This window comes from Parendozoicomonas haliclonae (assembly GCF_900174585.1).
GTDB lineage: Bacteria > Pseudomonadota > Gammaproteobacteria > Pseudomonadales > Endozoicomonadaceae > Sansalvadorimonas > Sansalvadorimonas haliclonae.
Window position 1 is genome coordinate 592,631 of the sequence record NZ_FWPT01000002.1, and the last position, 21,430, is coordinate 614,060.

General features: G+C 48.3%; 20 protein-coding genes, 1 other RNA gene and 1 pseudogene. 15 read left to right on the forward strand and 7 right to left on the reverse strand.

Annotated elements, in window-relative coordinates; genetic code table 11:
- The first annotated feature begins 148 nt into the window (after nt 1-148).
- On the forward strand, nt 149-1,036 hold the full coding sequence (locus EHSB41UT_RS05870; RefSeq protein WP_087107735.1) for a D-hexose-6-phosphate mutarotase: 888 nt from the start codon (nt 149-151) through the stop codon (nt 1,034-1,036).
- Between the two features lie 73 nt (nt 1,037-1,109).
- Here the strand turns inward: EHSB41UT_RS05870 and EHSB41UT_RS05875 are convergent, their stop codons facing one another.
- The gene (locus EHSB41UT_RS05875) at nt 1,110-2,753 is read right to left on the reverse strand and encodes a 3-(methylthio)propionyl-CoA ligase (protein ID WP_087107737.1); all 1,644 of its coding nucleotides are present in this window, start codon (nt 2,751-2,753) and stop codon (nt 1,110-1,112) included.
- A 200-nt stretch (nt 2,754-2,953) separates the two neighbouring features.
- On the opposite strand from EHSB41UT_RS05875, the gene nfsA reads away from it, so the two are divergent.
- From nfsA to EHSB41UT_RS05900, 6 genes and pseudogenes are all read left to right on the forward strand, one after another.
- Nucleotides 2,954-3,676: an oxygen-insensitive NADPH nitroreductase gene (gene nfsA, locus EHSB41UT_RS05880; RefSeq protein WP_087107739.1), complete on the forward strand. Its 723-nt coding sequence runs from the start codon at nt 2,954-2,956 to the stop codon at nt 3,674-3,676.
- A 54-nt stretch (nt 3,677-3,730) separates the two neighbouring features.
- A complete protein-coding gene (locus tag EHSB41UT_RS05885; RefSeq protein ID WP_087107741.1) occupies nt 3,731-6,043 on the forward strand; it encodes a PP2C family serine/threonine-protein phosphatase in 2,313 nt (770 codons plus the stop codon).
- Nucleotides 6,044-6,096: 53 nt separating this feature from the next.
- Nucleotides 6,097-6,506, forward strand: a transfer-messenger RNA (tmRNA) gene (ssrA, locus tag EHSB41UT_RS05890).
- Between the two features lie 73 nt (nt 6,507-6,579).
- Nucleotides 6,580-6,762 (forward strand): annotated as a pseudogene (locus EHSB41UT_RS25020) (DUF6538 domain-containing protein); the annotation flags it as partial.
- A gap of 9 nt (nt 6,763-6,771) precedes the next feature.
- The gene (locus EHSB41UT_RS05895; RefSeq protein ID WP_165767163.1) at nt 6,772-8,049 is read left to right on the forward strand and encodes a site-specific integrase; all 1,278 of its coding nucleotides are present in this window, start codon (nt 6,772-6,774) and stop codon (nt 8,047-8,049) included.
- Between the two features lie 173 nt (nt 8,050-8,222).
- Nucleotides 8,223-8,963, forward strand: coding sequence for a hypothetical protein (locus tag EHSB41UT_RS05900; protein ID WP_133060412.1), 741 nt, complete (start codon nt 8,223-8,225; stop codon nt 8,961-8,963).
- Nucleotides 8,964-9,041: 78 nt separating this feature from the next.
- Here the strand turns inward: EHSB41UT_RS05900 and EHSB41UT_RS05905 are convergent, their stop codons facing one another.
- Nucleotides 9,042-9,647 (reverse strand): recombinase family protein, encoded by a 606-nt coding sequence (locus EHSB41UT_RS05905; protein ID WP_087107747.1) that lies wholly within the window; start codon nt 9,645-9,647, stop codon nt 9,042-9,044.
- A 226-nt stretch (nt 9,648-9,873) separates the two neighbouring features.
- Between EHSB41UT_RS05905 and EHSB41UT_RS05910 the strand changes: the two genes are divergently transcribed.
- On the forward strand, nt 9,874-10,401 hold the full coding sequence (locus tag EHSB41UT_RS05910) for a helix-turn-helix domain-containing protein (RefSeq protein WP_087107749.1): 528 nt from the start codon (nt 9,874-9,876) through the stop codon (nt 10,399-10,401).
- Nucleotides 10,398-10,652, forward strand: a complete 255-nt coding sequence (locus tag EHSB41UT_RS05915) for a hypothetical protein (RefSeq protein ID WP_087107751.1) — start codon at nt 10,398-10,400, stop codon at nt 10,650-10,652. The genes EHSB41UT_RS05910 and EHSB41UT_RS05915 overlap by 4 nt, the downstream gene beginning before the upstream one ends.
- Before the next feature lie 139 nt (nt 10,653-10,791).
- On the opposite strand, the gene EHSB41UT_RS05920 is transcribed toward EHSB41UT_RS05915, so the two are convergent.
- Entirely contained in the window at nt 10,792-11,232 is a 441-nt protein-coding gene (locus EHSB41UT_RS05920; protein WP_087107753.1) for a hypothetical protein, read from the reverse strand.
- Nucleotides 11,233-11,605: 373 nt separating this feature from the next.
- Nucleotides 11,606-12,988 carry a hypothetical protein gene (locus EHSB41UT_RS05925; protein WP_087107755.1) on the reverse strand — a complete coding sequence of 461 codons (1,383 nt, stop codon included), beginning with the start codon at nt 12,986-12,988 and terminating at the stop codon, nt 11,606-11,608.
- 500 nt (nt 12,989-13,488) lie between these two features.
- Between EHSB41UT_RS05925 and EHSB41UT_RS05930 the strand changes: the two genes are divergently transcribed.
- From EHSB41UT_RS05930 to EHSB41UT_RS05950, 5 genes are all read left to right on the forward strand, one after another.
- Nucleotides 13,489-13,761 (forward strand): hypothetical protein, encoded by a 273-nt coding sequence (locus EHSB41UT_RS05930; protein ID WP_087107758.1) that lies wholly within the window; start codon nt 13,489-13,491, stop codon nt 13,759-13,761.
- 237 nt (nt 13,762-13,998) lie between these two features.
- Entirely contained in the window at nt 13,999-14,649 is a 651-nt protein-coding gene (locus EHSB41UT_RS05935; protein ID WP_133060413.1) for a hypothetical protein, read from the forward strand.
- Nucleotides 14,646-15,137, forward strand: a complete 492-nt coding sequence (locus EHSB41UT_RS05940) for a pilin (RefSeq protein ID WP_087107761.1) — start codon at nt 14,646-14,648, stop codon at nt 15,135-15,137. Before EHSB41UT_RS05935 ends, EHSB41UT_RS05940 begins: the two co-directional genes overlap by 4 nt.
- Nucleotides 15,138-15,216: 79 nt before the next feature.
- Nucleotides 15,217-16,380, forward strand: coding sequence for a trypsin-like serine peptidase (locus EHSB41UT_RS05945; protein ID WP_087107762.1), 1,164 nt, complete (start codon nt 15,217-15,219; stop codon nt 16,378-16,380).
- Between the two features lie 87 nt (nt 16,381-16,467).
- Entirely contained in the window at nt 16,468-17,352 is an 885-nt protein-coding gene (locus EHSB41UT_RS05950) for a DMT family transporter (RefSeq protein ID WP_087107764.1), read from the forward strand.
- A 2-nt stretch (nt 17,353-17,354) separates the two neighbouring features.
- On the opposite strand, the gene EHSB41UT_RS05955 is transcribed toward EHSB41UT_RS05950, so the two are convergent.
- Complete coding sequence (locus tag EHSB41UT_RS05955; protein ID WP_087107766.1) at nt 17,355-17,603, reverse strand: hypothetical protein; 249 nt, start codon at nt 17,601-17,603, stop codon at nt 17,355-17,357.
- 395 nt (nt 17,604-17,998) lie between these two features.
- Between EHSB41UT_RS05955 and EHSB41UT_RS05960 the strand changes: the two genes are divergently transcribed.
- A complete protein-coding gene (locus EHSB41UT_RS05960; RefSeq protein WP_087107768.1) occupies nt 17,999-18,310 on the forward strand; it encodes an RNA recognition motif domain-containing protein in 312 nt (103 codons plus the stop codon).
- Between the two features lie 86 nt (nt 18,311-18,396).
- On the opposite strand, the gene EHSB41UT_RS05965 is transcribed toward EHSB41UT_RS05960, so the two are convergent.
- Both EHSB41UT_RS05965 and EHSB41UT_RS05970 read right to left on the reverse strand, forming a co-directional pair.
- Nucleotides 18,397-19,662 carry an alanine racemase gene (locus EHSB41UT_RS05965; RefSeq protein ID WP_087107770.1) on the reverse strand — a complete coding sequence of 422 codons (1,266 nt, stop codon included), beginning with the start codon at nt 19,660-19,662 and terminating at the stop codon, nt 18,397-18,399.
- A gap of 9 nt (nt 19,663-19,671) precedes the next feature.
- A complete protein-coding gene (locus EHSB41UT_RS05970) occupies nt 19,672-21,228 on the reverse strand; it encodes an aldehyde dehydrogenase family protein (RefSeq protein ID WP_087107772.1) in 1,557 nt (518 codons plus the stop codon).
- Between the last annotated feature and the right edge of the window lie 202 nt (nt 21,229-21,430).

Genomic DNA, 21,430 nt, shown 5'->3' on the forward strand with positions numbered 1-21,430 from the left:
TCCAGACCTGCCAATCCCTGAAGAATTGTCCGTGGGAAAGATGTAGGAAATATGACAAACCCACCTCCGATTGGCGCAGGTCGGGTCGCACAGCTGGTGTTTTCTGTTATAACCCTCAGTCAGCCCCTCAAGAACCAGAGATGTCAGCATGGCGGATCCCGAAGTATCGCAGAATGTTATCCTCAGTCACCTGAACGAACTCCCTGTTCTTCATATCAAAAACAAGTCCGCAACAGCCAGCATCGCCCTGCAGGGAGCGCATGTTTACGAGTATCAGCCACACGGCCAAAAGCCGATGCTGTTTGTCTCCGATGAGGAGCCGTTTAAAAAAGGATCCGCTATCCGCGGTGGGATTCCCATCTGCTGGCCCTGGTTTGGCGCTCACCCTGACGGAGCCAAACATCCGGAGTATCCATCCCATGGGTTCGCCCGCACCACAGAATGGGAGTGGGAGGTGCTGGAAGATGGTGAGGAGCGCACGGATATACGACTATGGATGGAAACAGACGGCAAGAACCCGGCCTTCCCGTTCCCGGTACTGGTTGAACTGCTGGTATGTGTCGATCAGAACCTCAGCCTCTCTCTTACTACCAACAATTTGGGTTCACAGCCTTTCACACTGACCCAGGCCATGCATACCTATTTCTCCTGCAACAATATCGCCGATGTGCAGCTGCATAATCTGGAAGGCTACACCTACTATGATTCCCTGAGCCTGAATCAGGGCGCCATTACCGATGAGTTCCGCTTTGACCGGGAGATCGACTGGGTGGTTCTGGATGATGGTCAGCCGGTAGGTTTCGGCGGGCTGGGCCACTGGGATATCAATATGCGGCGCAAGGGCAGCAACTCACTGGTGATCTGGAACCCATGGATTGAGAAATCCAAAACCCTCAGTCACTTCCGGGAAGAAGAGTACAAACAGATGTTCTGTGTGGAGGCGACCAATACTTCTGAAGACAGTCGTATTGTATTGCCGGAAGGCAGCCAGACCTTATGCCTCTCCCTTGAATATCAGGAGCCAGCCGGGCTTTAAGTCCGTACGTTAAAAGCAAAAGGCGCTGGTCATGTAATGATGACCAGCGCCTTGTCTTTAACCAGAACCGTTATCAGGCAGGCTCAGCTTCCGCAGCCTTGTTCAGAAGATAGTCGGCGTATTCTGTACGCAGGTTGACCTTCAGCAACTTGCCGGTCGCGGTATGAGGCAGTTCAGATACAAACACCACATCATCCGGCAGCCACCACTTGGCAACTTTATCGGTCAGGTATTCCAGAATCTCGGACTTGCTGACTTCAGCACCTTCATTCTTAACGACCAGCAGCAGCGGGCGTTCATCCCACTTCGGATGAGCAACACCAATCACACAGGCCTCAGCAACGGCCTGATGTCCGACAGCAGCATTCTCCAGATCGATAGAGCTGATCCACTCACCACCGGATTTGATCACATCCTTGGAGCGATCAACGATACGCAGGTAGTTTTTGCTGTCGATAGTCGCAACATCACCGGTATCAAACCAGCCATCATGCCAGTTGCTGGTATCGTCAGACTTGTAATAGCTCTGCACTATCCATGGACCACGAACCAGCAGGCGACCACGGGCAACGCCGTCGCGGGGCATTTCATTGTTTTCGTCATCGACGATCTTCATCTGCACGCCATAGATCGGACGACCTACCGACTGCTGCAGCGCATAACGCTCTTCCAGCGGCATCTCCATCATGGCGCGAGTCTGGCAATTGATAGTGCCGATCGGGCTCATCTCGGTCATGCCCCAGGCATGAATCAGGAACGCATCATGACCTTCCTGGAACTTCTTGATCATGGAGAGTGGCGCTGCAGAACCACCGACAATCACGTTCTGTACGGATTCCAACTTCTTGCCAATCGCTTCCATATGGTTAAGCAGCATCAGCCATACCGTCGGCACACCCAGCAACAGGTCAGGCTGCTCGCTTTCGATCAGCTCCCACAGGGAAGCACCATCCATACCCGCGCCCGGGAATACCAGCTTGGCGCCAGTCATGGTGGCAGCGTAAGGAATACTCCAGGCATTTACATGGAACATCGGCACAACCGGCAGCGCACAGGTCAGGCTGCTGATGCCAATAGCTTCATAGCCAATGGAACCCATGGTGTGGATCATGGTGGAACGATGGCTGTACAGAACACCTTTCGGGTTACCGGTGGTACCGGAGGTGTAGCAAAGGCAGGCCGCCTGTTGCTCATCCAGCAAAGGCCAGCTGTAGGTTTCCGGCTCGTTCTTGATCAGGGTTTCATAACAGATGGCATTAGGCAGGGAAGTCTCCGGCATGCGATCTTCATCGCACAGCACAATAAAGCCTTCCACATTGGTGATCTGATCCTTAATCGCTTCCAACAGCGGAACAAAGGTCAGGTCCACAAAAATCCAGCGGTCTTCAGCATGGTTGATGATGTAGACCAGCTGTTCCGGGAACAGACGGGGGTTGATGGTATGCATAACCGCACCGGTGCCGGAAACCGCAAAATAAAGCTCGTAATGGCGATAGTTGTTCCAGGCCAGCGTTGCTACCCGGTCACCCTGCTGCACGCCCATTTTCTCCAACGCATTAGCAGCCTGCTTGGCCCGCTTTGCAGCATCGGACATGGTATAACGATGGATATCACCTTCGCAGCGGCGGCTGACAATTTCGGTATCGGGGTGGGTCTGTTCGGCGTGATCAAGAAGGCTGGAAATCTGCAGGGGCAGATCCATCATATTGCCTAACATAAGCGTCCCTCTGTTTTATTGTTATTTGTCGAGAACATTTTTATAAGTTTTATTGAGCACTGCTCTCTAGACACGGCAAAGGTGAAGGGAAACCATGCCTGCAGCACTACTTCCTACAACCCTACCAGAACAGCTTTGCAGTGTAGAAGCACTCCGTAATATATTCCTGAATATCAGCCATCAAAAGAACAAGCCCTACAATGAACAGCACCATCGAGACTCTGCTCTCCCATCGCTCCATACGCAAATTCAAAGATCAGCCGCTGACGAAAGAGCAGCTGGACACCATTCTTGCCTCCGGTATTGCCGCTTCCTCTTCCAGTCTGATTCAGGCGGTTTCCATCATCCGGGTGACAGATACCGAAAAGCGTAAAACCCTCGCACAACTCGCCGGAAACCAGGCTTACGTGGAAAGCTGCGCGGAGTTTCTTGTGTTTATTATTGATTACCAGCGCCATGCGGCTATCAAGCCAGCCATCAATGCCGAGTTCACCGAGCTGACCCTGATCGGCGCGATTGATGCTGGCATCATGGCCCAGAACTGTCTGGTGGCTGCTGAGTCCATGGGGCTGGGTGGTGTATATATTGGTGGCCTACGTAACAGCACCGAAGCCGTCGATCAGTTGCTTGATCTGCCGCCCTGCACCGCCGTTCTTTTTGGCATGTGTCTGGGGCATCCGGATCAGTCGCCGGAGATCAAACCTCGCCTGCCTATGGAGGTGCTTGTTCATGAGAACAGTTATCAGCCTTTAGACCAACAGCTGGTCAAAGAGTACGACCAGACCATGAAGGACTACTTCGCCAGCCGCTCAGATAACCGCAAGGATATGAACTGGTCAGAGCAGATTACCGATAAGCTCTGTGGCGAGTCGCGCCCGCATATTCTGCCTTACCTGAACAGCAAAGGGCTGACCCGGGTTTAAACCCATCTGGCGGGGTCTATCGTTTAAAGAGGATAACCAGCAAGGAACAGGGTTATGGCTTACCAGATGGGGCCCTCCTCTCCCAAAACAACAGTAAAAAGCCTGCAGGATGATCTGAGTCGTCTGCCCAAGAACACGGAAAATACCGACCGTGCCTTTATCACCAAGGCCGGTCGGGTAGTCACAGCTTCTGCCTATTACAAAGGAGAAGGAGGCAAGCCCGATGCGCTCTCTTTCGAGGATTGTCAGGCAAAACTTCGGGAGTCTCTCTCTTCAATGGCCCAGAAAAAGCTCTGGGATCGTGATGTGAAAGAAGCCTCCAAACAAATCGATGACTCCTTGCACGTTAATATCGCCCATATCCGCAATATGGTGGCGGCTCTCGCCAAAGCGCCCGACCAGCCACCGGCTCCGGCGGTTGATCCCAACACAGGTATGCACCAACCGCCACCACATCAAAACCCATCGCCCAAACCACTGAAACGCCCGCCTTCGCCGACAAGCAACGAGATTGAGATCACCGTCGGTAATTATCAGGAGCAAGGCCTTGAGCCTGCACGAAGGTTGGCTGTCGATCTGGATGGCTGGTTTCAGGATCATGGCAACCCTCAGGCTTTTGAAAACCTGCTCCACTATCTGGCCAGCAATACACCTTTCCCATTGGTGCCGGGGGAGGTACAGAAAGCTGCAGCGTATCCCGGCGGAGTTTTAGCTTATATAAACCGAGAGAGAGTAAGCCCGAAGCCACAACCCCGAGTAAGCAGGACGCCCCAGAGAGCACCTGTGAAAACCATGAATGATTTGCGCACAGAGGCCAAATCACTCTTTGGTAAAGGTCATTACGTGGATGCTTTCCGTGCCTACCAGCAAATTATTGAAAACCGGCACTTCGATGAGGATCCTGCCTGTTACACCAAGTGTGTAATGAATATGGCATCGATGCTCGGGCCGGAAGGCGAGCTGCCCAACTTCCCGGAATATCCGCTGTATCGTCTAATTCCCCATCTACAACATCTGATAGAGTCGGAAACCACCGACCAGTTGACCAAAGAGTTTCTCCGGGATATTGAGCAGCAGATGGGTCAGCTTGATCCCACAACCGGTCAGCCTTCACCTGACAGACCACGCTATCCTCAATCACAACATTCTCGATACCAAATTGCAGAGCAGGTTGTTGAACAGCGACCAGTTAATGTGCATAACACCCGGCTCTCTCGCTCCAGGTATTCAGGTAGTACCATGATCGATGCAAATCACCCACCACTGTCGGCAGAGCGCACCCAGCGGTTAAGTGAGCGCAACAGGAATGTTTCGACCAAAGACATTGAAGCGATGGAATATGAGGTGGAGCTTGATCAGGGCAAGATCCACCAGAGAATTACCGATGCTGTAACCCGTGCGCAGAATAGCGCCCGCCAGCAACCAGATATGCCTGACTTTGTGGCGCATCCGGATCACCTGATTCGCCGGGGGGATATTCCTGATTTCAAATCTGAAAATTTAGGCAGCACCAGTGCCGCAGAAGCCAAAGGCAAGCGGACGAGTATGGAAGATGCTCACACAGCCAAACAATTCACCATCAAACTCACCAATGGTCAGCCGGTGAACATAGGCATGACCGCCGTTTGTGATGGACACAGCGTTAACTATGCCGGGCACCTCGCATCAAAACACGTGACCAAATCTCTGCCGGATGCGCTCACCAGACGGCTGGAAGAATTTAACCCGGATGGGCTGACCGAAGCCGGTATCTGGAATGCCATCAGTCTGGCCTTGGTGGATATTGATCGCAGCGATTATCTGTTTGAGCCGGGTATTGATTACACCGGCACCACCGCCAATATCGCCTTGACCATCGGTGACCGTCTATGGGTTGCCAATGTTGGCGACAGCCGGGCGCTGCTGGTGATGCCCAATGGCTCTTACATCCAGGCCTCAGAAGATGCCAAACCCGATCTCGATCCACAGACCCAGCAGCCGAACCACTTCACCCAGGAAGCTATTCGTCGGGGTGGTCAGCTTGATACTTATGGCAAACGGATACACCCAGGCGGAGGCGGTAAAGGCAATCTGGCTACGACTCACTCGCTGGGTGACCACAATATGGGTGGCATCATCTCGGCCCGACCGGATATTACCTCCTACCCACTGGATCGCTTGCAAGGCGCCACTCTGATTCAGTGCTGTGATGGCGTTTACGACGTTGCCTCCAGCGCACAGGTGGCCAGGCTGTTTACCAATGCCAGGCATCAGGGGATTCGCTCAAAGCAGGAACAGGCTGAGCTGTTGGTAGAGGCCGCCTACGAGGCTGGTTCTGGTGATAATCTCAGTGCGTTAGTAACAGATATTGATGCAATGCGCTGGTAAAGCCGGTTAAACATTGCTGGAACTTCTCTTATGCACTAATACTCTTAGGTTATGGGGACGATTCGGATTCGACGACGATAACGAACCCCGAGGTGCATGCCGAGAGTTGGTAATCACTCTCGTAAAACAATGATTACTGGTTATTAGCTGCCAAAACTCAAGCTAATGACGAGCTTTACGACGCTCCAGCTGTTGTTACAGCTGCTGCGGCGTAATTTCGTTACCTAAACAGTAACGCTCGTCCGGTCTATCCGCCCCGTCTGTCGGGAGGTATTCAGACCGTCATTGCAGACAGACTCGCCGTGATCAGCGCCTGGCTTTGATCGGTTAAAACCTTACAGGATCGGCCTGTTTCATCCCGACCGCTGGATCGTGACAGGTTTAAATCAAAGGCGGATCTAAGCATGTAGAGCCAAGGGCAGAGTATCGGCGGACGCGGGTTCAAATCCCGCCGTCTCCACCAAACAACCCCAACCCATTGTTTTTAAAGTGCTTTTCCATGAGACGCTGCAAGGTGCCACATCAGGGTGGTACAAATGCGAGCTTCGTATTTAATAAAATCAAGACATGGAACTAAGTACTATTTTCGGATAGTAATCCCAAAAAACCTGCGAAAAACGCTAGGAAACAAGCGAGAAATACGCAAATCCTTAGGCACAGACTCCTATGCTACAGCAAAGCGGAAAGCCATAGAGTTATGGCTCTTACTAACAGACTGCTTTGCACAAATGACCGAGAAGAACGAAAAACAACAGGATAGTTCTATTGAGCTTGGCTTAATTGCATACGGGGATATGGTCTTTGACTATGGCGATCCTGCCAAAGACCTTGACGCTGTAACTCAAGCAATCGAACTTGGGCTTATCCAGAAGCCCCGATTCACTGAGTCACCTACAAAGCCTACCCGGAAATCATATAAATTCGGTGATCTGATAGACTCGTTCATCGATGAATACAAACAAGATCGTCCTAAAGTAGCGGATACTACTTTCAAGCAATACAGAGGCTACCTAACCGTAGCGTGTGCACTACTTGAAAATCCCCTCCTTTCAGAAATTGATCAAATTACAATCAAACAAATGAAGGAGCTTCTGATATTTGCACCAGCCAATGCAAAGCAACGCTTTAAGAATGATTGGGTGGCGTACAGAGCTGCTGCGGTATCAAAACAACATAAACATACCTTGTCGCATGAAAGTGTAAAAAATCACCAGCAATGGGTTAAAAACTACCTTAAATTTTGTTTTGAGAATGGTCACACGGAATCTGATCTTTCAGAGTACGTCAAAGTGCTTAAAGTATCGAAAGACAATAAAACAAAGCGAATTCCTTTCACCGCTGATGATTTGAAAAAAATCTTTTCAGGACACCTCTACAACGGTTCAGAACCTGTATATCCAGCAAGGTATTGGCTTCCGGTTCTTGCTTTATATACCGGTGCTCGAATAGAAGAAATCTGCCAACTAAATGTTTCTGACATCAAGAAGAGTGACGGTGGGAATTGGTACATCGATATCAATGATGAAGAAGCAGGCAAGAAGCTCAAAACAGAAAACGCTGTACGCCATGTGCCTATCCATCCCCAACTGGAAAGGGCTGGATTTCTGGAGTTCGTCAAATCAGTTCAAACTGAAAATTTGTTTGTAGAAGGATTGTCCAATAGAGCCAAAAAGTCGTCCAACTTATCGCAATGGTTCAATAGGGATGAACCTCGATGCAAAGGCTACTTTGTGCGCTGCGGCATTACTAAGAACGGAAGCCGTGGAAACCGGGAATGGACAAAAGTCTTTCACAGTTTCCGACATACCTTTATCACCGCTTGTAGGGATTCAGGCCTACAGGATAGCTATATTGCTGCCATAGTCGGTCACGAACAAGCCTATGCCATAACACATGGATACGGCGACAAGTACAGCACAGACCTACTTGCCACGGAGATGGACAAGGTAATTCTGCCTGAATTTCCACTCCCCACTAGTTTGATACCTTACGGCGCTTTTTCCTGATAACTAGAACAGGCCATGTAAAGCCAACTAAGGACAAACCACAGGATTAAGTGAAAACCCGAAGAGGTAAAATAAAAAGCACAAAAAAACCGGAGATGGAGGGCTCCGGTTTTTTGTGGTCAGAGGCTCGCAAAAGTTCTGACCCAAGTGGCAAATCACTATGGAATTCTATCATGACGACAGACCAGCACAAGCACTGTCAGCGCTATCAACCTTCCAATCCCCTCCCCACTCAGAATGGGATTTGGAGACAAGAAACAACACCTAAATCCTCCTCCACCCTTACAAAAACAAGGCTTGCAGCCGAATCAAAAGAAATCAACCTACTTACTGCCAGAATCATCCCCTATCTGACAAAGTTAAATCTCAAAACCAGAAAGGGTGATCTCCGTAGTGTGGACAGGTTACTTCTGACAACAGCTGCAATGCTTGGAGCGGCAACAGCCGCTCAAGCACTGATTCTGTACAGAGTTTCACAAGAACCCGGGCAGAACCCAAAACAGTTACTTCAGAAGCTCACAAAGCGTATCCAGCGAGCCGGCCTCAGCGTGCCGGCCTGGTGGTTTGCGCCAGAGGCGCAACACACCAATAACCCGCACATGCACGGCCTTTTGCTGGTGGACAAGTCAGAGCTAAAAGCTATCAAAGCATGTTTCAAAGGTTTAGGTAGTGAATTGAAAACGCCTTGGTCAAAAGCACTGAATCACGATCTAACCTTGTTTCTGAATCCTCAGAAGAGAGAAACCCTCCGGGGATACCCTACCTACTGTCTGAAAGAGAACCCAAAAATCAGATACAACGAAGCATCCCAAAAATTAGCTTCAGAGCTTTACGATAGACTCAAGGCACTCTGCCATACCCAGAGATGGAAAAGCCCCGCAGGGGCGGTTCTAGGGACTCTCATGAGTCATTAAATTTAAGTACTGGCTGAAGTCCACTAGCCATAGACAAGAAAACCCGGATATACCGGGCTTTTGTTCGCTGGTGGGCTGTTAGACAGTAAGTCCGCCCCGTTCCTTGTTTGTCTGTGTAGCTGTGATTTCATCTCGGATTCTGTAGACAGTCTTTCGACCAATCCTCAGCTCTTCGGCAATCTTTGTTGCCCCCATACCAGCAGCCAGCAGCCTTTGTACTTCCTTGCGGTCTATGCTTTGCTGTCTGCCCTTGTACTTGCCCTTAGCCTTGGCAATCGCCACACCTTCACGCTGTCTCTCTGCCCGGATAGACAATTCAAACTCAGCGAAGGAACCCAGCATGTTCAGCATCATGGTTTGCATGGCTTTTGCCTGCCCAGTTGCCAGCGCATCAAACACCATGTTTTCTTTGTGGAAGTGAACAGAGACACCCTGAGCCATCCAATCGTCCACCAGCTTACGAAGATCAGTCAGACTCCGGGACAGACGGTCAATGCTCCACACATGTACTGTGTCGCCTTTACGGACAAAACGACACAGGTTATCCAGTGCAGGACGCTTTGTGTCTTTACCGCTCGCCTTGTCTTCAAACACTTGGTCAAAATCCATCCCGGCAAACTGACGATCTGTGTTTTGCAGAACTGTACTAACCCGGACGTATGCTACTTGCTGACCTTTGCTCATGACTCTGTGCCCTGCGTGTGTTATTTACATCTAAGATGTGACACATGGTACTGTGTCATAAATCAGAGTCAATGTATTTGACACACATTTTAAAGACACATGACACGTGTCACTGAGGTATACCCAAATGACACATATCTAATGCACTTGTAACTCTTACATATCGCACCCATTAGACGACAGGAGTAAAATATTAGCACTTCCTAATATGTGACGGTGTTAGAACATGACAGATACAAAGCCGACTCGAACAACAGAAGCAGAGAAGCGGGAAATAATCAGGCTACGGATTGAAGGTCATTCACTCCGGGCAATCGCATCACGTACAGGACGCACCACAACAACGGTCAGTAACGTCCTGAAGGCTTACCCGGTAGACATTGCCAGCCTAACCACAGAAGCCCTCAGAGAAGCTCAGGAGAGCTTTAAACGAACCCTAGACCCGGAGTGGCTCGCAGCAGTCGCAGCACGTCAGACCATACGCTTACTTCAACAGACAGACGAACTCCACCAGCGGGTAGCAATGGCGATGGTAGAGACAGACCCGGAAAGGTTTGTAGCACTCGCCAGAGGAACCACAGCTCTCTCTACAGCCCTTTCAAACATGGCTCGCACCTATCAAGCGGTGTTACCTATGAAGCAGACAGAAGACGATTCAGAAGCTCTCCCGGAACTGGTGGTCAAGATCATGTCAGATGATGACGTAAGAGCCCTCAGAGCACAGCAAAAGGCAGAACAGGAGTTGGCAGCGTGAAAGGTTACGAACGCATCTCAGTAGGACTCACAGAGGAACAGGCAATGGATTACAGTGATACTCCATTCACAGAGGGGGCTATCCATACGTCAGGTGCAACCCGTGTCAGACTGGTACAGGAACCGACCCCATACCAGAACACCTACCATTCACACAGACAGGACAATCTGTCCCGGCTCGGCAGAGTGTCACAACAGGCACAACGCCCTGATGAAACCAACATCGAATATCAACAGCGTGTGAATCGCTAACCAATTATCCTTGCTGTGCAATCAGCCAGCCCGGAGTAATCCGGGCTTTTTCGTCAGAGGGGGCTGCTTGTCATACCCTTAGAAGCAAACGACAGCGGCTCATTCCCTGCGTTTCAACCCGGACACCCGATTTTGAAAATTACATCTCCAATTCAATCAGATAGCGATTCGACCGATCATTTATTCCCTGTGACCTAGCTGATACCTTGTCCTTATAACCCCTTTTTGTATCTCCAGATTCAGGAATTAGTACATCGAAACTAGAAACCCAATATGCGTATAGATCTTTCAGCTCAGTTAAGGCATCTGGTGATGACTTTAAGAGCTCTCGCACACTTTTATATTCTTCTTTTCTTTTTACCTTGTATTTACCTACACAAGAATATGCGTCCTTATCCATTGAACCTTTCATTTCTCCCATAAGAAGAGCGGTCTCAGTCAATAACTGACAAGTATAAAAGTCCAATTTCATACCATTTGCGAGCTTCTGCGCCTTCGTAAGATTTTCGCCAGAAAGGCCAGCAAAGGACACATTTGCGAGGCATAGCAGGACACCGAGTAAAACTGAACGACCCAGCACGGTAACACCTTATAGAGTAGTGATTTGTTGAGCCGTGAAAGTACCACCTACACAAAGATCATGTACTTGGCATAGTTACAAAAAACACATCACATACGTGCCTAGATCCAAAAAAATCGCACTCAAGTCAATTTTGCGCCACTAGACGTGACTCCGTTCGAGTGGATAATGCACCCTTGAAGTAATCTCAAATATACATTTAGGTGGTACATACTTGCGCAGATTTCAGGGAAAGCAATTGCAAATCATAGGGTTGCGAGCGCTGGGTTCAAATCCCGCCGTCTCCACCAATCATTGCTTCAAGATTTAATAGACGTTGCAATTTTTACTAGTAAATAACTTTATATGAAGATCTTTCTCACCCGTTGCTTGCTCAAGCTTCTGAACTTTTCACTTCACCAATTTTTTGCCGCGCCAGCTTTTTCGGATTGATAGCTACAGAAGAACCTCCAGAGCCAAGCTTAAGATCAACAGAAGAAGCCGCTCCCATTAGGGCTGACGCGAGCTGATCTGCAGGATGCTGAACACTTTCAACCTGGCCTCTCTGCCCTTCAAAAAGCCCCCGACTAAGACTCTCAAGTAACTTCTCAGGAATCTCACCGTCCTTCTTCTCATTCCACTCTAAGGTTGCTTCAACCAGCCATCCCGCCCTCTCCATATCCAGCTCAAACTCCTTATTTCTAAATTCGGCCTGAGCGTGGCGATCAGCCCACTGGGTCATCCATCTAATAGAAAACAATGCCGTCCCCAGAAAGGCAACTGTCATTAGCAGCTGTCGAAGTGCCAGATAGATAATAAAAGAAGTCGGTACAGATCGACCAATTCCCCCAGCCATATCTGTAGCACCATCGACACCTAACTCTATCGTATAAATTTTGAGGCTTTGTGCGAGCTCTTGGCCATACTCATAAGAAAACCATCCCAATCCGCTCATCAACAAAAATAAAAGTATCGTAACGGGTATTCGCTTGCGATTAGTCCGCTGAGTCAGATAAAAGTTTTCTTGGCGGTTCTTGATTTCTGAGAGAAGACGTTGATGAATCCCTCGTCTTTCAAATGTATTTTTCAGATCATCAAAACTCTTTTTTTCGCTATCAAACTTACTTCTTTCAACACTCAACAGATCTTTTTTATGTAAAAAGTTCCGTTCTAGCTCTTTTTCACGAGCTTTGAACTCTTGCTCCAACTCTTCGCGCTTTGTGCGATATTCATCAGCTAGACTAACGCCATGCTCCGTCACTTTATTAACTGCACTCACGGCAGTCTCTTCAAAGCGCTCAATCGTTGACAAATGAAGAGCGTTTAGGTCTTGGAGGCCTATTTCAGACGATGGAATATTTGTGACTTTCAAAGATAACTTTTCGTATAACTTTGCAAATCCTTTTTCAAACTCTTTAAACAAATGGTTAAGTGCCGAATTAGGATCAGTACGAGATACTATGATCTCATCCCATACTGGATCTGGCGTCTCAGGTAGGCTCCCCCCTCTGAATAGAGTCACAGAAACATTGAAATTACTAGATGAGTGCTGCTTATGTGTTGACAAGGTAAGCCTTGATGTAAAAATAGACGGACCCATTAATACATCTTCTAGCTGATCAGCCTCTTTGCTATTCATCTCACCAATAACAACGGTCCGTTCAGATCCAAGCATTGTAGCTTTGACGGTATAGCTGTCAGTTGACATAGCCTCTGCCAATTCTAAGAAAGCATCATAGATGACCTGATCAGTATGCCTTGGTATTGAAAATTTCATAAAATCCCATTTCTTCGCTTTTCACAGCAGATTACCACCCATTATTCTTTAGCTACAATGGCACACAAAGAATCTCTCTAAAAAGTCAAAATTGGCATAAAAAAAATGATATAAGACAAAGGGATGCTAAAACAGACGCTATAAAAATTTACAAAAACGTATCAGCCAAAATGGCTAAAAATCATATAATTGTAAAAAATTTCGTAAATTAGCCTAAAGCCTTAAATCACTCGTCTAGGCATTGATTAGAGCGCTTTGATATCTACCCCAAACCAACGCAACATGCATAAAAAACAATCCACTCTATATTTTATAATCCGAAAATCACCAATACAGTCTTACAACACCTATTTGATAAAGGCATAATCACAGACAAATAAAAGGGACTTCCGGATTTCACCAGGCGCAGGATGTATGCGGTGCAGGATCGGGGAGCGGTAGCGTCTTCAATAATTAACAACACGTCATTCAATAAAATGCTGTCACTGAGACAGTAAGCCATGAATAAAAACAATAAACAGTCTTATCTGGATAAACTGAACACCCCCCTTCCGGAAAGTATCACCAAACCAGTTAAAACCCGGACAATGGTCATCGTCTTGTCTATTGCCTTTAGTATTTTCGCACTGATCGCCAGCCTAAAAATGGGAATAAAAGATGGGCTGACTTTGACTCTGGTGTTCGCTGTTGGGGGCATAGTCTCTTACTGGCTGGCGATAGATACTGCCGAGGCCTCGGAAAAGCATCCTTTTGGCCCACGTAAAAAACGCTAATCCTTCACTTAATAACAACATCTAACCTCATAGACGGATCTTGCTATGTCATGGACCCGATTCCATTATCTCTGCCGTAGTACCGCAGCCTCACTGGCTCAAGGCAGTTCTCCCGCAGCTGCCATACAACAAGCGGAAGAGAAGTCATATAGCTATCTTTATGGCGACAAGCTTTCTTCAGGCTCAACGCCCTATCGATTGAAGGAAGAGCTTCTGACGATCAATAACCGGGAGAGCATGCAGGCAGCGGCACAGACTTACTCACAGATCAACTTCTCTGCACTGGAAACGAAAACCAGAAAATACAACGATGCTGGCAGCTATTTAATTGCCACAGCCAGCCTCTATATTTTCATTAGTTTTCTTTTCAGAATGAAGGTCTATCCAACCATTGAAACGATTTTCTCCAATGCGGATATTACGCCTTCTACAAACTTCATCTGGCTTATGGCTAATTGGGAGTTGATTACCGGTATTACAACCGGATTTTTATTCCTCTGTTTTGCCTTCTCCTATCCTATCAAACATATTCGCGATTTCAGTTCCGATATCTCCGACAAACTGCTTTATAAGATATTTCTGCCAAGCAGCATCCGGACAAGCTATTCCAATATTCTGGACATACTTCGCTTCCCTCTCGGCTCAACCGGGGGCACGTCGGCATCACCCTACATCGCCAGCCTCACTGATGCGGCCAAACACTCACAAAACAGTCTTTGCGAAGAGATCAACATACTGCTGACACTGGAAGTCAAAAAACTGGAGAAGCAGTGCGACCGCTTGAACAAAGCCATTTTATCCATGGCAGCAATCGTAATTGTTCTCTCTATCTGCCTCTTTTTACAAACCACCTATTCAACAATATTTTTGCTGGGGAATATCGTATGAAACAAGTAAAAGGATTTACGCTGATTGAACTGATGGTTGTGGTGGCCATTATCGGTATTCTGGCTTCCGTAGCCATGCCGCAATATCAGATGTACATACACCGCAGTGAAGTTGTTGATGCACTCACCTTCTCAACCTCTGTCAGAGAAAAGGTTGCCAGCTACCATGCTGAGAATCTGGGCTTTCCAGCCAACAACACCCAGGCCGGTGTTCCCGCTCCGGAACTGCTGATTGGCAACCGTGTCACCTCTATCACGGTTGAAGCCGGTGCCATTCATATCCAGCTGGGCAACAAGTCCCCTAAACCGCTTCACGGTAAAACTCTGACCTTCCGCCCAGCTGTCGTTATTGGCAGTGTTGCCAGCCCGATGTCATGGCTTTGTGGATATGATGAACCAGTTCCGGGGATGAAAGCTGTTGGGCAGAACAAAACCGATATTCCCAATGAGCTGCTTCCCTCGGCTTGCAGAAATAAATTAGAATCCTGAGCCAGAAAGACTGCTGATCACTATCGATAACGAAAATCAAGATCAGCGAGATAATAAATAATCATTATTTAGCCTTTGTATGAAACTCCGTATCTTCGCTCTATCAGCTCTGTTATTTATTGCCACATCAAGCCAGGCAATTATCATTCGTGGTGAAAGCCGTGAGCAGATTACCGATATGGACAATGCTCCCAGCCAGATCATCAAGAGAACCGGACTGCTTCTCTCCTACTCTGCTGGAAATACAAAGCCTTCATCCTGCTCTGCCACCATCATTGGGGAGAACCATCTGATCACCGCTGCGCATTGTGTGGTGGACAGTGGTGCTGGTCGGGTAAAAAAACGAATCGAGTTTTTCCCTCGATTCCGCGGGGAAAACTACCGTTTCCCCGGGCGGCGGTACATCAGCAAAGCCTGGATATCCAAGGAATATTTAAAGCAGGCCAAACTAAAAGCCTTTGATGCCGAAGGTGACCTGAAATCAATCAATCCTAAAGAGATGCAGCACGATCTCGCGATACTGGAAGTGAAGCCTCTCAATGGTAAAAGCGTCAATTCACTGGGTATGGCCGGTTCATTCTTTACTAAAAAAAATGAGCAAGGCCAGTATCCCGATGATGTCTATGAAATGCAGCTGGCATCCTATCCATCAGACAAAGAAGATGGAACGCTCTGGTATGAGGAATGTTTCGTCAAGCATGATTATGCCAATATTGCCCGCACATCCTGTGACACAGCGCCCGGAGCAAGCGGCTCCAGTATTTTCCAGTACGATCAGGAGTACGATCAGTACTATATCAAAGGTGTTTTGAGTGCCGATGCCAAAGCGGAAAACTATGTAACCTGGTTCACTCAGACAACCTTCGGGGCTCTGAGCGCACTCATCAAGAATGAGGGAAGCACCCAGAGCTACTTTAAAAGCTTTTCTATCAATACCGAAGATGCGACTTATATTCACATAAAGAATAGCTGTGAAAACCGTGTAGATTTGCTGGTGAGATTATACCGTGACGATGAATGGCGAATCTTGCAAAAAAACCGTCTGAATACAGGAGATGTCGCCAGCTTTGGTAAAACAGACAGCTTTGGCCACTATTACTATTTTGCCAAAGACCTCTACGATGGCGGAACCTGGTCAGGCGACTCTGTCTCAGCAACTTATAAAGGCAAAAAGGTCTGGCTGAAGAAGAAAACAATCTCAAAAAAGAACACCGATAACTTTATTAATTTAACCTGCGATTAAAGTCTCTGTTCATCCTGCTGTGATCCCGGCCGTACGTCATTTATCATACGATCAATAACTCCAAGAATGGCCGCAGGGAGCATGAAAATGCCCGTAGTCGCAGAACAGAGCACCACCAAAGGGGTCGCCATGGCCCTGCTTACCGCCTTGCTGACATCCGCTTCTGCCGCTGCCGGTAAACATATCTCCGCTACAGTCCCACCAACGACAATTGTCTTTGTTCAATACCTTGTCTGTGTGGCTGTTATGATCCCCTGGCTGCTGAAGCAACCTGCCGGGCAGATGAAAACCACAAGACCATGGGTTCATATTGTCCGGGGGCTCAGTGGCTGGTTGTGCTTCCTGACCTATTTTATTGCCCTCGAACATATCCCGCTGGTTGATGCCTCTCTCCTCCGTAACGCCGCACCGCTGTTTATCCCTCTGGTTGCCTGGCTTTGGCTGCGCATTCTTGTCCCAAGAATTCGCTGGACCTTTATGATTATCGGCTTTGCCGGAATCGTGCTGATTCTCCAGCCCGCCGGGAGTGATACCGGTATCTGGCATGTGATTGGTTTGATGTCCGGCCTTTCTCTGTCCCTGTCCATGCTTGGCACACGAATACTGTCTTCTACCGAGCCACAGGAACGGATCCTGTTCTACTACTTCGCCATATCCATGGTCTGCAGTATCCCTCTGGCGGTCGTTTACTGGGAACCTGTGCCTCTGGAGGCCTGGCCATGGCTGATAGGAATCGGCTTATCGGTATGGGTCATGATGCGCTGTTATACGCTGGCGTACAGCTATGCCAAGCCCAGCATCATTTCTCCGATCAGTTATATGGGCGTGGTCTTTGCCGGACTTATTGGCTGGCTGTTGTGGAACCATACGCCGAATGCCGTCAGCCTTCTGGGCATGGCCATTGTTGTGGCTGCCGGCATTCTGAGTGTGATTGTGTCGCAGAAAGCGGAACAGAAAACTCCGGACAAATAAGGTCAGTGATAGGTGGCGTTCACGGATGAACCACCCAGTGATACCGCGTAAAGCATGGCTTCCAGAGCTTCGGTTTTACTGACGCCCCCTTCTATCAGGCTTTGGGCCAGGTACTTGTTGATATCCAGCCCGGAGGCCAGAGCATCGGTGATAATTCCTTCGAGACGTTTAACAGGCGTTGAAATAGTGACGGTTTCGGATGAGCTTGGTACATCCAGAGGGAGATCTGTTTCGGCGCATGGTTTTGTCATTATTGTTCTCACTACGGCAATATTTCATGCTCTTTTATAGGAATCGTAAGCGCGAAGCCATCGTCTTTCTTTTACCGTCCCTGTGTCAAGATGGCAGACATTTGTCAGACAAAAATAAAAGACAGCATGCCCTTTTGTATATATTTTGCACTGTGAAATTGACTTTAAATTTGAAGAAATTAGCTATTCAAAACACAACTTTGATTCAAATCACCAAATCGGATTACTACCGTTTTTTTCGCCCTGAATAGCTTTGCAATCCCATAATATTTCTGGTGTAGTTCACGCCTTGAGGACGTTTTTGATCGTTATGCCAAGCAGATTTGTGATCTGATGGTGTGAACTGAACGAAAGTCCAGTACAAAATTATGTAATCACCATCGGGGCATTTAAACATGGCTCAAAACAAACTGTTTATCGGAAACCTGTCTTTCCGTGCAACTGAAGAAGAACTGAACGAAGTATTTGGTCAGTATGGCGAACTGGAAGAAGTGAAAATCATTCTGGATCGTGAAACTGGTCGTTCCCGTGGTTTCGCTTTCGTAACTTTTGTTGATGAAGCTTCTGCTCAGGACGCACTGAAACTGGACGGTACTGCTGTAAGCGGTCGTGATATCCGTGTAAGCATCGCTACCGAGCGCCCACAGCGTCCAGCTGGCGACCGTGGCATGCGCAACGATCGCGGTAACCGTGGCAACCGTTTCTAAGATTGCCTGATTCTTGAGTGCAGCTGTTAATAACGACTGCACTCAACACTTCTCTTTGACGTGTTTATTAAAAATTATTTTAAAAATTAATAATCCTGATTAAACGTCGCCCACTCCCCAACAACTTCTCCTTTTCTAACCAACAGGATTCGTCCAAAGTGCAGAAAAACATATTCACTTTGTGTTGGCCTTAGAAAAACAAAGTCATCAACTTTTAAATCTGTCTTTTCGGAACCCATAAATAATTCCTGATTCGTACTGCGACCAAAAATCGGATTATTGCTAAGCCCTTTTGGTGAAACTGGCTTCGCTTTCCACCAGCCGCCATAAATATAGAACGACTTAGCCATATTCGGCGTTAAGGATTTCCAGAGAGGAGATAGCTTCTCAAGAAAAGGAATATTCATTTGATTATCAGACTTTAATACCGGTGTTGCGATAAAAGCCGCTTCCTGATGAACATCCAGTGTATCCAGATCAAAGTCCACCGGTTTAACAAAGGCTGAGCCCAGCGCAATCTCATTAGCTGGGATGCTGTCCATATCCTGATACAGACGATAGGTCATGCTGCCACCGGCATTAAAGCACAGGTCATCGGAATACAGATCGGGGTGACGCAGACGAACAAAGTCCACGAACTCCCGGTACTCATCCATCACCGACTTTCTGATCTCATCCTGCTTGTTGGCAAGGAAGAACGGTACCTTGGCCAACTGCGGCTCGTATCCCATAAAGCCACTGAATTTTAAATTGTCCGGATTTTCGGCAATCACCTGCAACAGCGGTTCCAGCTCCCAGAGCTGATTGAGACCACCACGATGCAGACCAACATCCAGCTCAATCGATATCTTCAGGCAAACCTTCTGCTCTTTGGCCAACTCCAGATACTGCATAAGCCGTTCACGGGTATCCACCAGCCACTGAATCCGTTCAACCGCACCCAGCTCCTGTTCGCGGGAAGCTTCAAGAACGCCAGCTACGGCAACAACGGGAAACGGCTTGCCAATCAGAAAATCAGCCTGAGGAAAGCGAACCAGGAGTTGTTTAAGAAATGGCTGATGGAAAACCATCAAACGGTTGGTTCCCAGCTTGTTCTGAATATATTCGAGCAACTCAAAAGAAGGCAGGGACTTACCGACAACTCTCAAATGGCTGGTATCGCCAACAAAGTTTTTCACCTTCTCGATGTTGCCATCAAGCCTGTCCAGATCGAGAACCATACGGGGGTAACAGACACCCGCCTCTTTCAAGGTGTTCTGTAACTGCTGGAAATAAAGAGAGTGAGGTTCACCCCGATCCCGGCGCCACCAAAAGTATCCTGCCAATGCTGCAAGCAGAAGAAGTAGTTTCATAATCGTGTTCTATCTGGCGTTTTTCTTAAGTAAGTTTTCCAGTGCCAGCCCGACTTTCGCCAGAGCCAGCAATTTCCCAGGCCCAGTCGGACGTGTAACAGCCGTCATCAAACGGCTCATCAATGACAGCTTCTCACTGGAGTAGGGATACCAATTCGGTTCCGGCTTGCCTCGAGTATTATCAATCAGCACAGCCTTGGAGCGGGTCATGCCCAGTAAACCTTCAGCGCCTTTCATCCGCCCGTAACCGGAGTACTTCACGCCACCAAACGGCAGGTTGACGTTACCTTCTGTAAGCATGACGTTATTAATATTCACACAGCCAGCTTCCACTGCACGGGTCAGTCGATCAGCTCTGCCGTCATTGGTTGTCCAGATGCTGGTACTCAGCCCGTAGTCACAGGCATTGTGCAGCTCAATCACTTCATCATCGGTCTCGAAGGCATACACCGGCACAACCGGCCCAAATGTCTCTTCTGAAAACAGCTTCATCTCTTTGGTCACGCCCAGCACGATCGTTGGCTGGTACATACCATTGCCAGCCCGCTCACCACCACAAAGAATGGTTGCTCCCTTATCCCGGGCATCCTTTACCTGACTGTCGATAATATCCAGCTGAAAGGGTGTAGTAATACCACCCACATCTGCATCGGCATCAGTTCCCAGAGTGATGTGCTTGAACGACTCCTGCAGCTTATCCACAAATCGGTCGAGGATATTGGACTGCACATAAAGCCGTTCAATCGCGGTACAGCTTTGTCCGCTGTTATGCATATTGCCCCAGGTTGCAGCACCGACTGCACGATCAAGGTCGGCATCGTCACAAACAATCATGGCATCTTTGGCGCCCAGCTCTGCCACTACCGGAATCACCATGGGAGCAGCCTGGGCGAGTATTTTTTTGCCAGTGCGGACACTGCCGGTAAAGGCAATAAGATCTGGACGCCGGGCAATCAGGCTCTGGGCGACATTGCCTCCACCCTGAACAATGGTGAGCGCCTTGGACAGTAAAGGAGAAAGCTGTTTGATCTCCTCAAAAATGCCATCCATCGGGGTTTGCTCTGAGGGTTTGATAATCACCGCATTGCCGGCGGCGAAAGCAAACATGGCAGCCGTGCCGGCAATCGCCAGCGGCAGGTTCCAAGGCGAGATAACCAGAACCACGCCACGGGCTTCATGATAGATACGGGATTTTTTACCAAACAGGGTAATCGGAGTGGAAACTGTTTCATCAGCAAGAATGCGCTCGGCATTTTCTGCCAGCCAATGACAGTCCTCTATCATCTGCACCATATCAGAGAGCATGGCATCACCACGGCAGCGGCCAGACTCTGCAACAACACGATCAAGCAAACGCTCTTCGTTATTCTGCAACCATTCGATAACCCGGTGAATCTCTCTCGCACGTTCTTTCGCAGATGTCGCTCGGATAACAGCACTGGCTTCTTTCGCCTGTTGGAAAGCCGCTGCAATATCTGCCTCGGAAGCTTCAGTCAGACTGTAGAGTTTTTCCTGTGTGACCGGGTTGATCACGTCAATTTGCTGCGCTGCTTCAACCTGATGCATGGTTCCGGCACTCCCGCGATGAGAATATTGTTTTGATTATGTCGCTCCGGACTGCTGCGTTGGGGGAATTGCAGCAATATGGAAAGATAGTACCAACACCACCCAGCCAAAACCAGAACGATCGTACAATATTGATCAAATCAGCCACAGGAATGGCCTGCGAAAAGAAGAAGTGTGTTATTGCCATCATCTTTTACAGTTC

What these genes read in the sequence shown, in the direction of transcription:
- EHSB41UT_RS05930 (WP_087107758.1), top strand. Translation starts at nt 13,489, where the DNA reads ATGAATAAAAACAATAAACAGTCTTATCTGGATAAACTGAACACCCCC.
- EHSB41UT_RS05925 (WP_087107755.1), bottom strand. Translation starts at nt 12,988, where the DNA reads ATGAAATTTTCAATACCAAGGCATACTGATCAGGTCATCTATGATGCT.
- EHSB41UT_RS05970 (WP_087107772.1), bottom strand. Translation starts at nt 21,228, where the DNA reads ATGCATCAGGTTGAAGCAGCGCAGCAAATTGACGTGATCAACCCGGTC.
- EHSB41UT_RS05900 (WP_133060412.1), top strand. Translation starts at nt 8,223, where the DNA reads ATGACGACAGACCAGCACAAGCACTGTCAGCGCTATCAACCTTCCAAT.
- EHSB41UT_RS05945 (WP_087107762.1), top strand. Translation starts at nt 15,217, where the DNA reads ATGAAACTCCGTATCTTCGCTCTATCAGCTCTGTTATTTATTGCCACA.
- EHSB41UT_RS05875 (WP_087107737.1), bottom strand. Translation starts at nt 2,753, where the DNA reads ATGTTAGGCAATATGATGGATCTGCCCCTGCAGATTTCCAGCCTTCTT.
- EHSB41UT_RS05955 (WP_087107766.1), bottom strand. Translation starts at nt 17,603, where the DNA reads ATGACAAAACCATGCGCCGAAACAGATCTCCCTCTGGATGTACCAAGC.
- EHSB41UT_RS05950 (WP_087107764.1), top strand. Translation starts at nt 16,468, where the DNA reads ATGCCCGTAGTCGCAGAACAGAGCACCACCAAAGGGGTCGCCATGGCC.
- EHSB41UT_RS05960 (WP_087107768.1), top strand. Translation starts at nt 17,999, where the DNA reads ATGGCTCAAAACAAACTGTTTATCGGAAACCTGTCTTTCCGTGCAACT.
- EHSB41UT_RS05965 (WP_087107770.1), bottom strand. Translation starts at nt 19,662, where the DNA reads ATGAAACTACTTCTTCTGCTTGCAGCATTGGCAGGATACTTTTGGTGG.
- EHSB41UT_RS05940 (WP_087107761.1), top strand. Translation starts at nt 14,646, where the DNA reads ATGAAACAAGTAAAAGGATTTACGCTGATTGAACTGATGGTTGTGGTG.
- EHSB41UT_RS05905 (WP_087107747.1), bottom strand. Translation starts at nt 9,647, where the DNA reads ATGAGCAAAGGTCAGCAAGTAGCATACGTCCGGGTTAGTACAGTTCTG.
- EHSB41UT_RS05935 (WP_133060413.1), top strand. Translation starts at nt 13,999, where the DNA reads ATGCAGGCAGCGGCACAGACTTACTCACAGATCAACTTCTCTGCACTG.
- EHSB41UT_RS05910 (WP_087107749.1), top strand. Translation starts at nt 9,874, where the DNA reads ATGACAGATACAAAGCCGACTCGAACAACAGAAGCAGAGAAGCGGGAA.
- EHSB41UT_RS05885 (WP_087107741.1), top strand. Translation starts at nt 3,731, where the DNA reads ATGGCTTACCAGATGGGGCCCTCCTCTCCCAAAACAACAGTAAAAAGC.
- nfsA (WP_087107739.1), top strand. Translation starts at nt 2,954, where the DNA reads ATGAACAGCACCATCGAGACTCTGCTCTCCCATCGCTCCATACGCAAA.
- EHSB41UT_RS05870 (WP_087107735.1), top strand. Translation starts at nt 149, where the DNA reads ATGGCGGATCCCGAAGTATCGCAGAATGTTATCCTCAGTCACCTGAAC.
- EHSB41UT_RS05895 (WP_165767163.1), top strand. Translation starts at nt 6,772, where the DNA reads ATGACCGAGAAGAACGAAAAACAACAGGATAGTTCTATTGAGCTTGGC.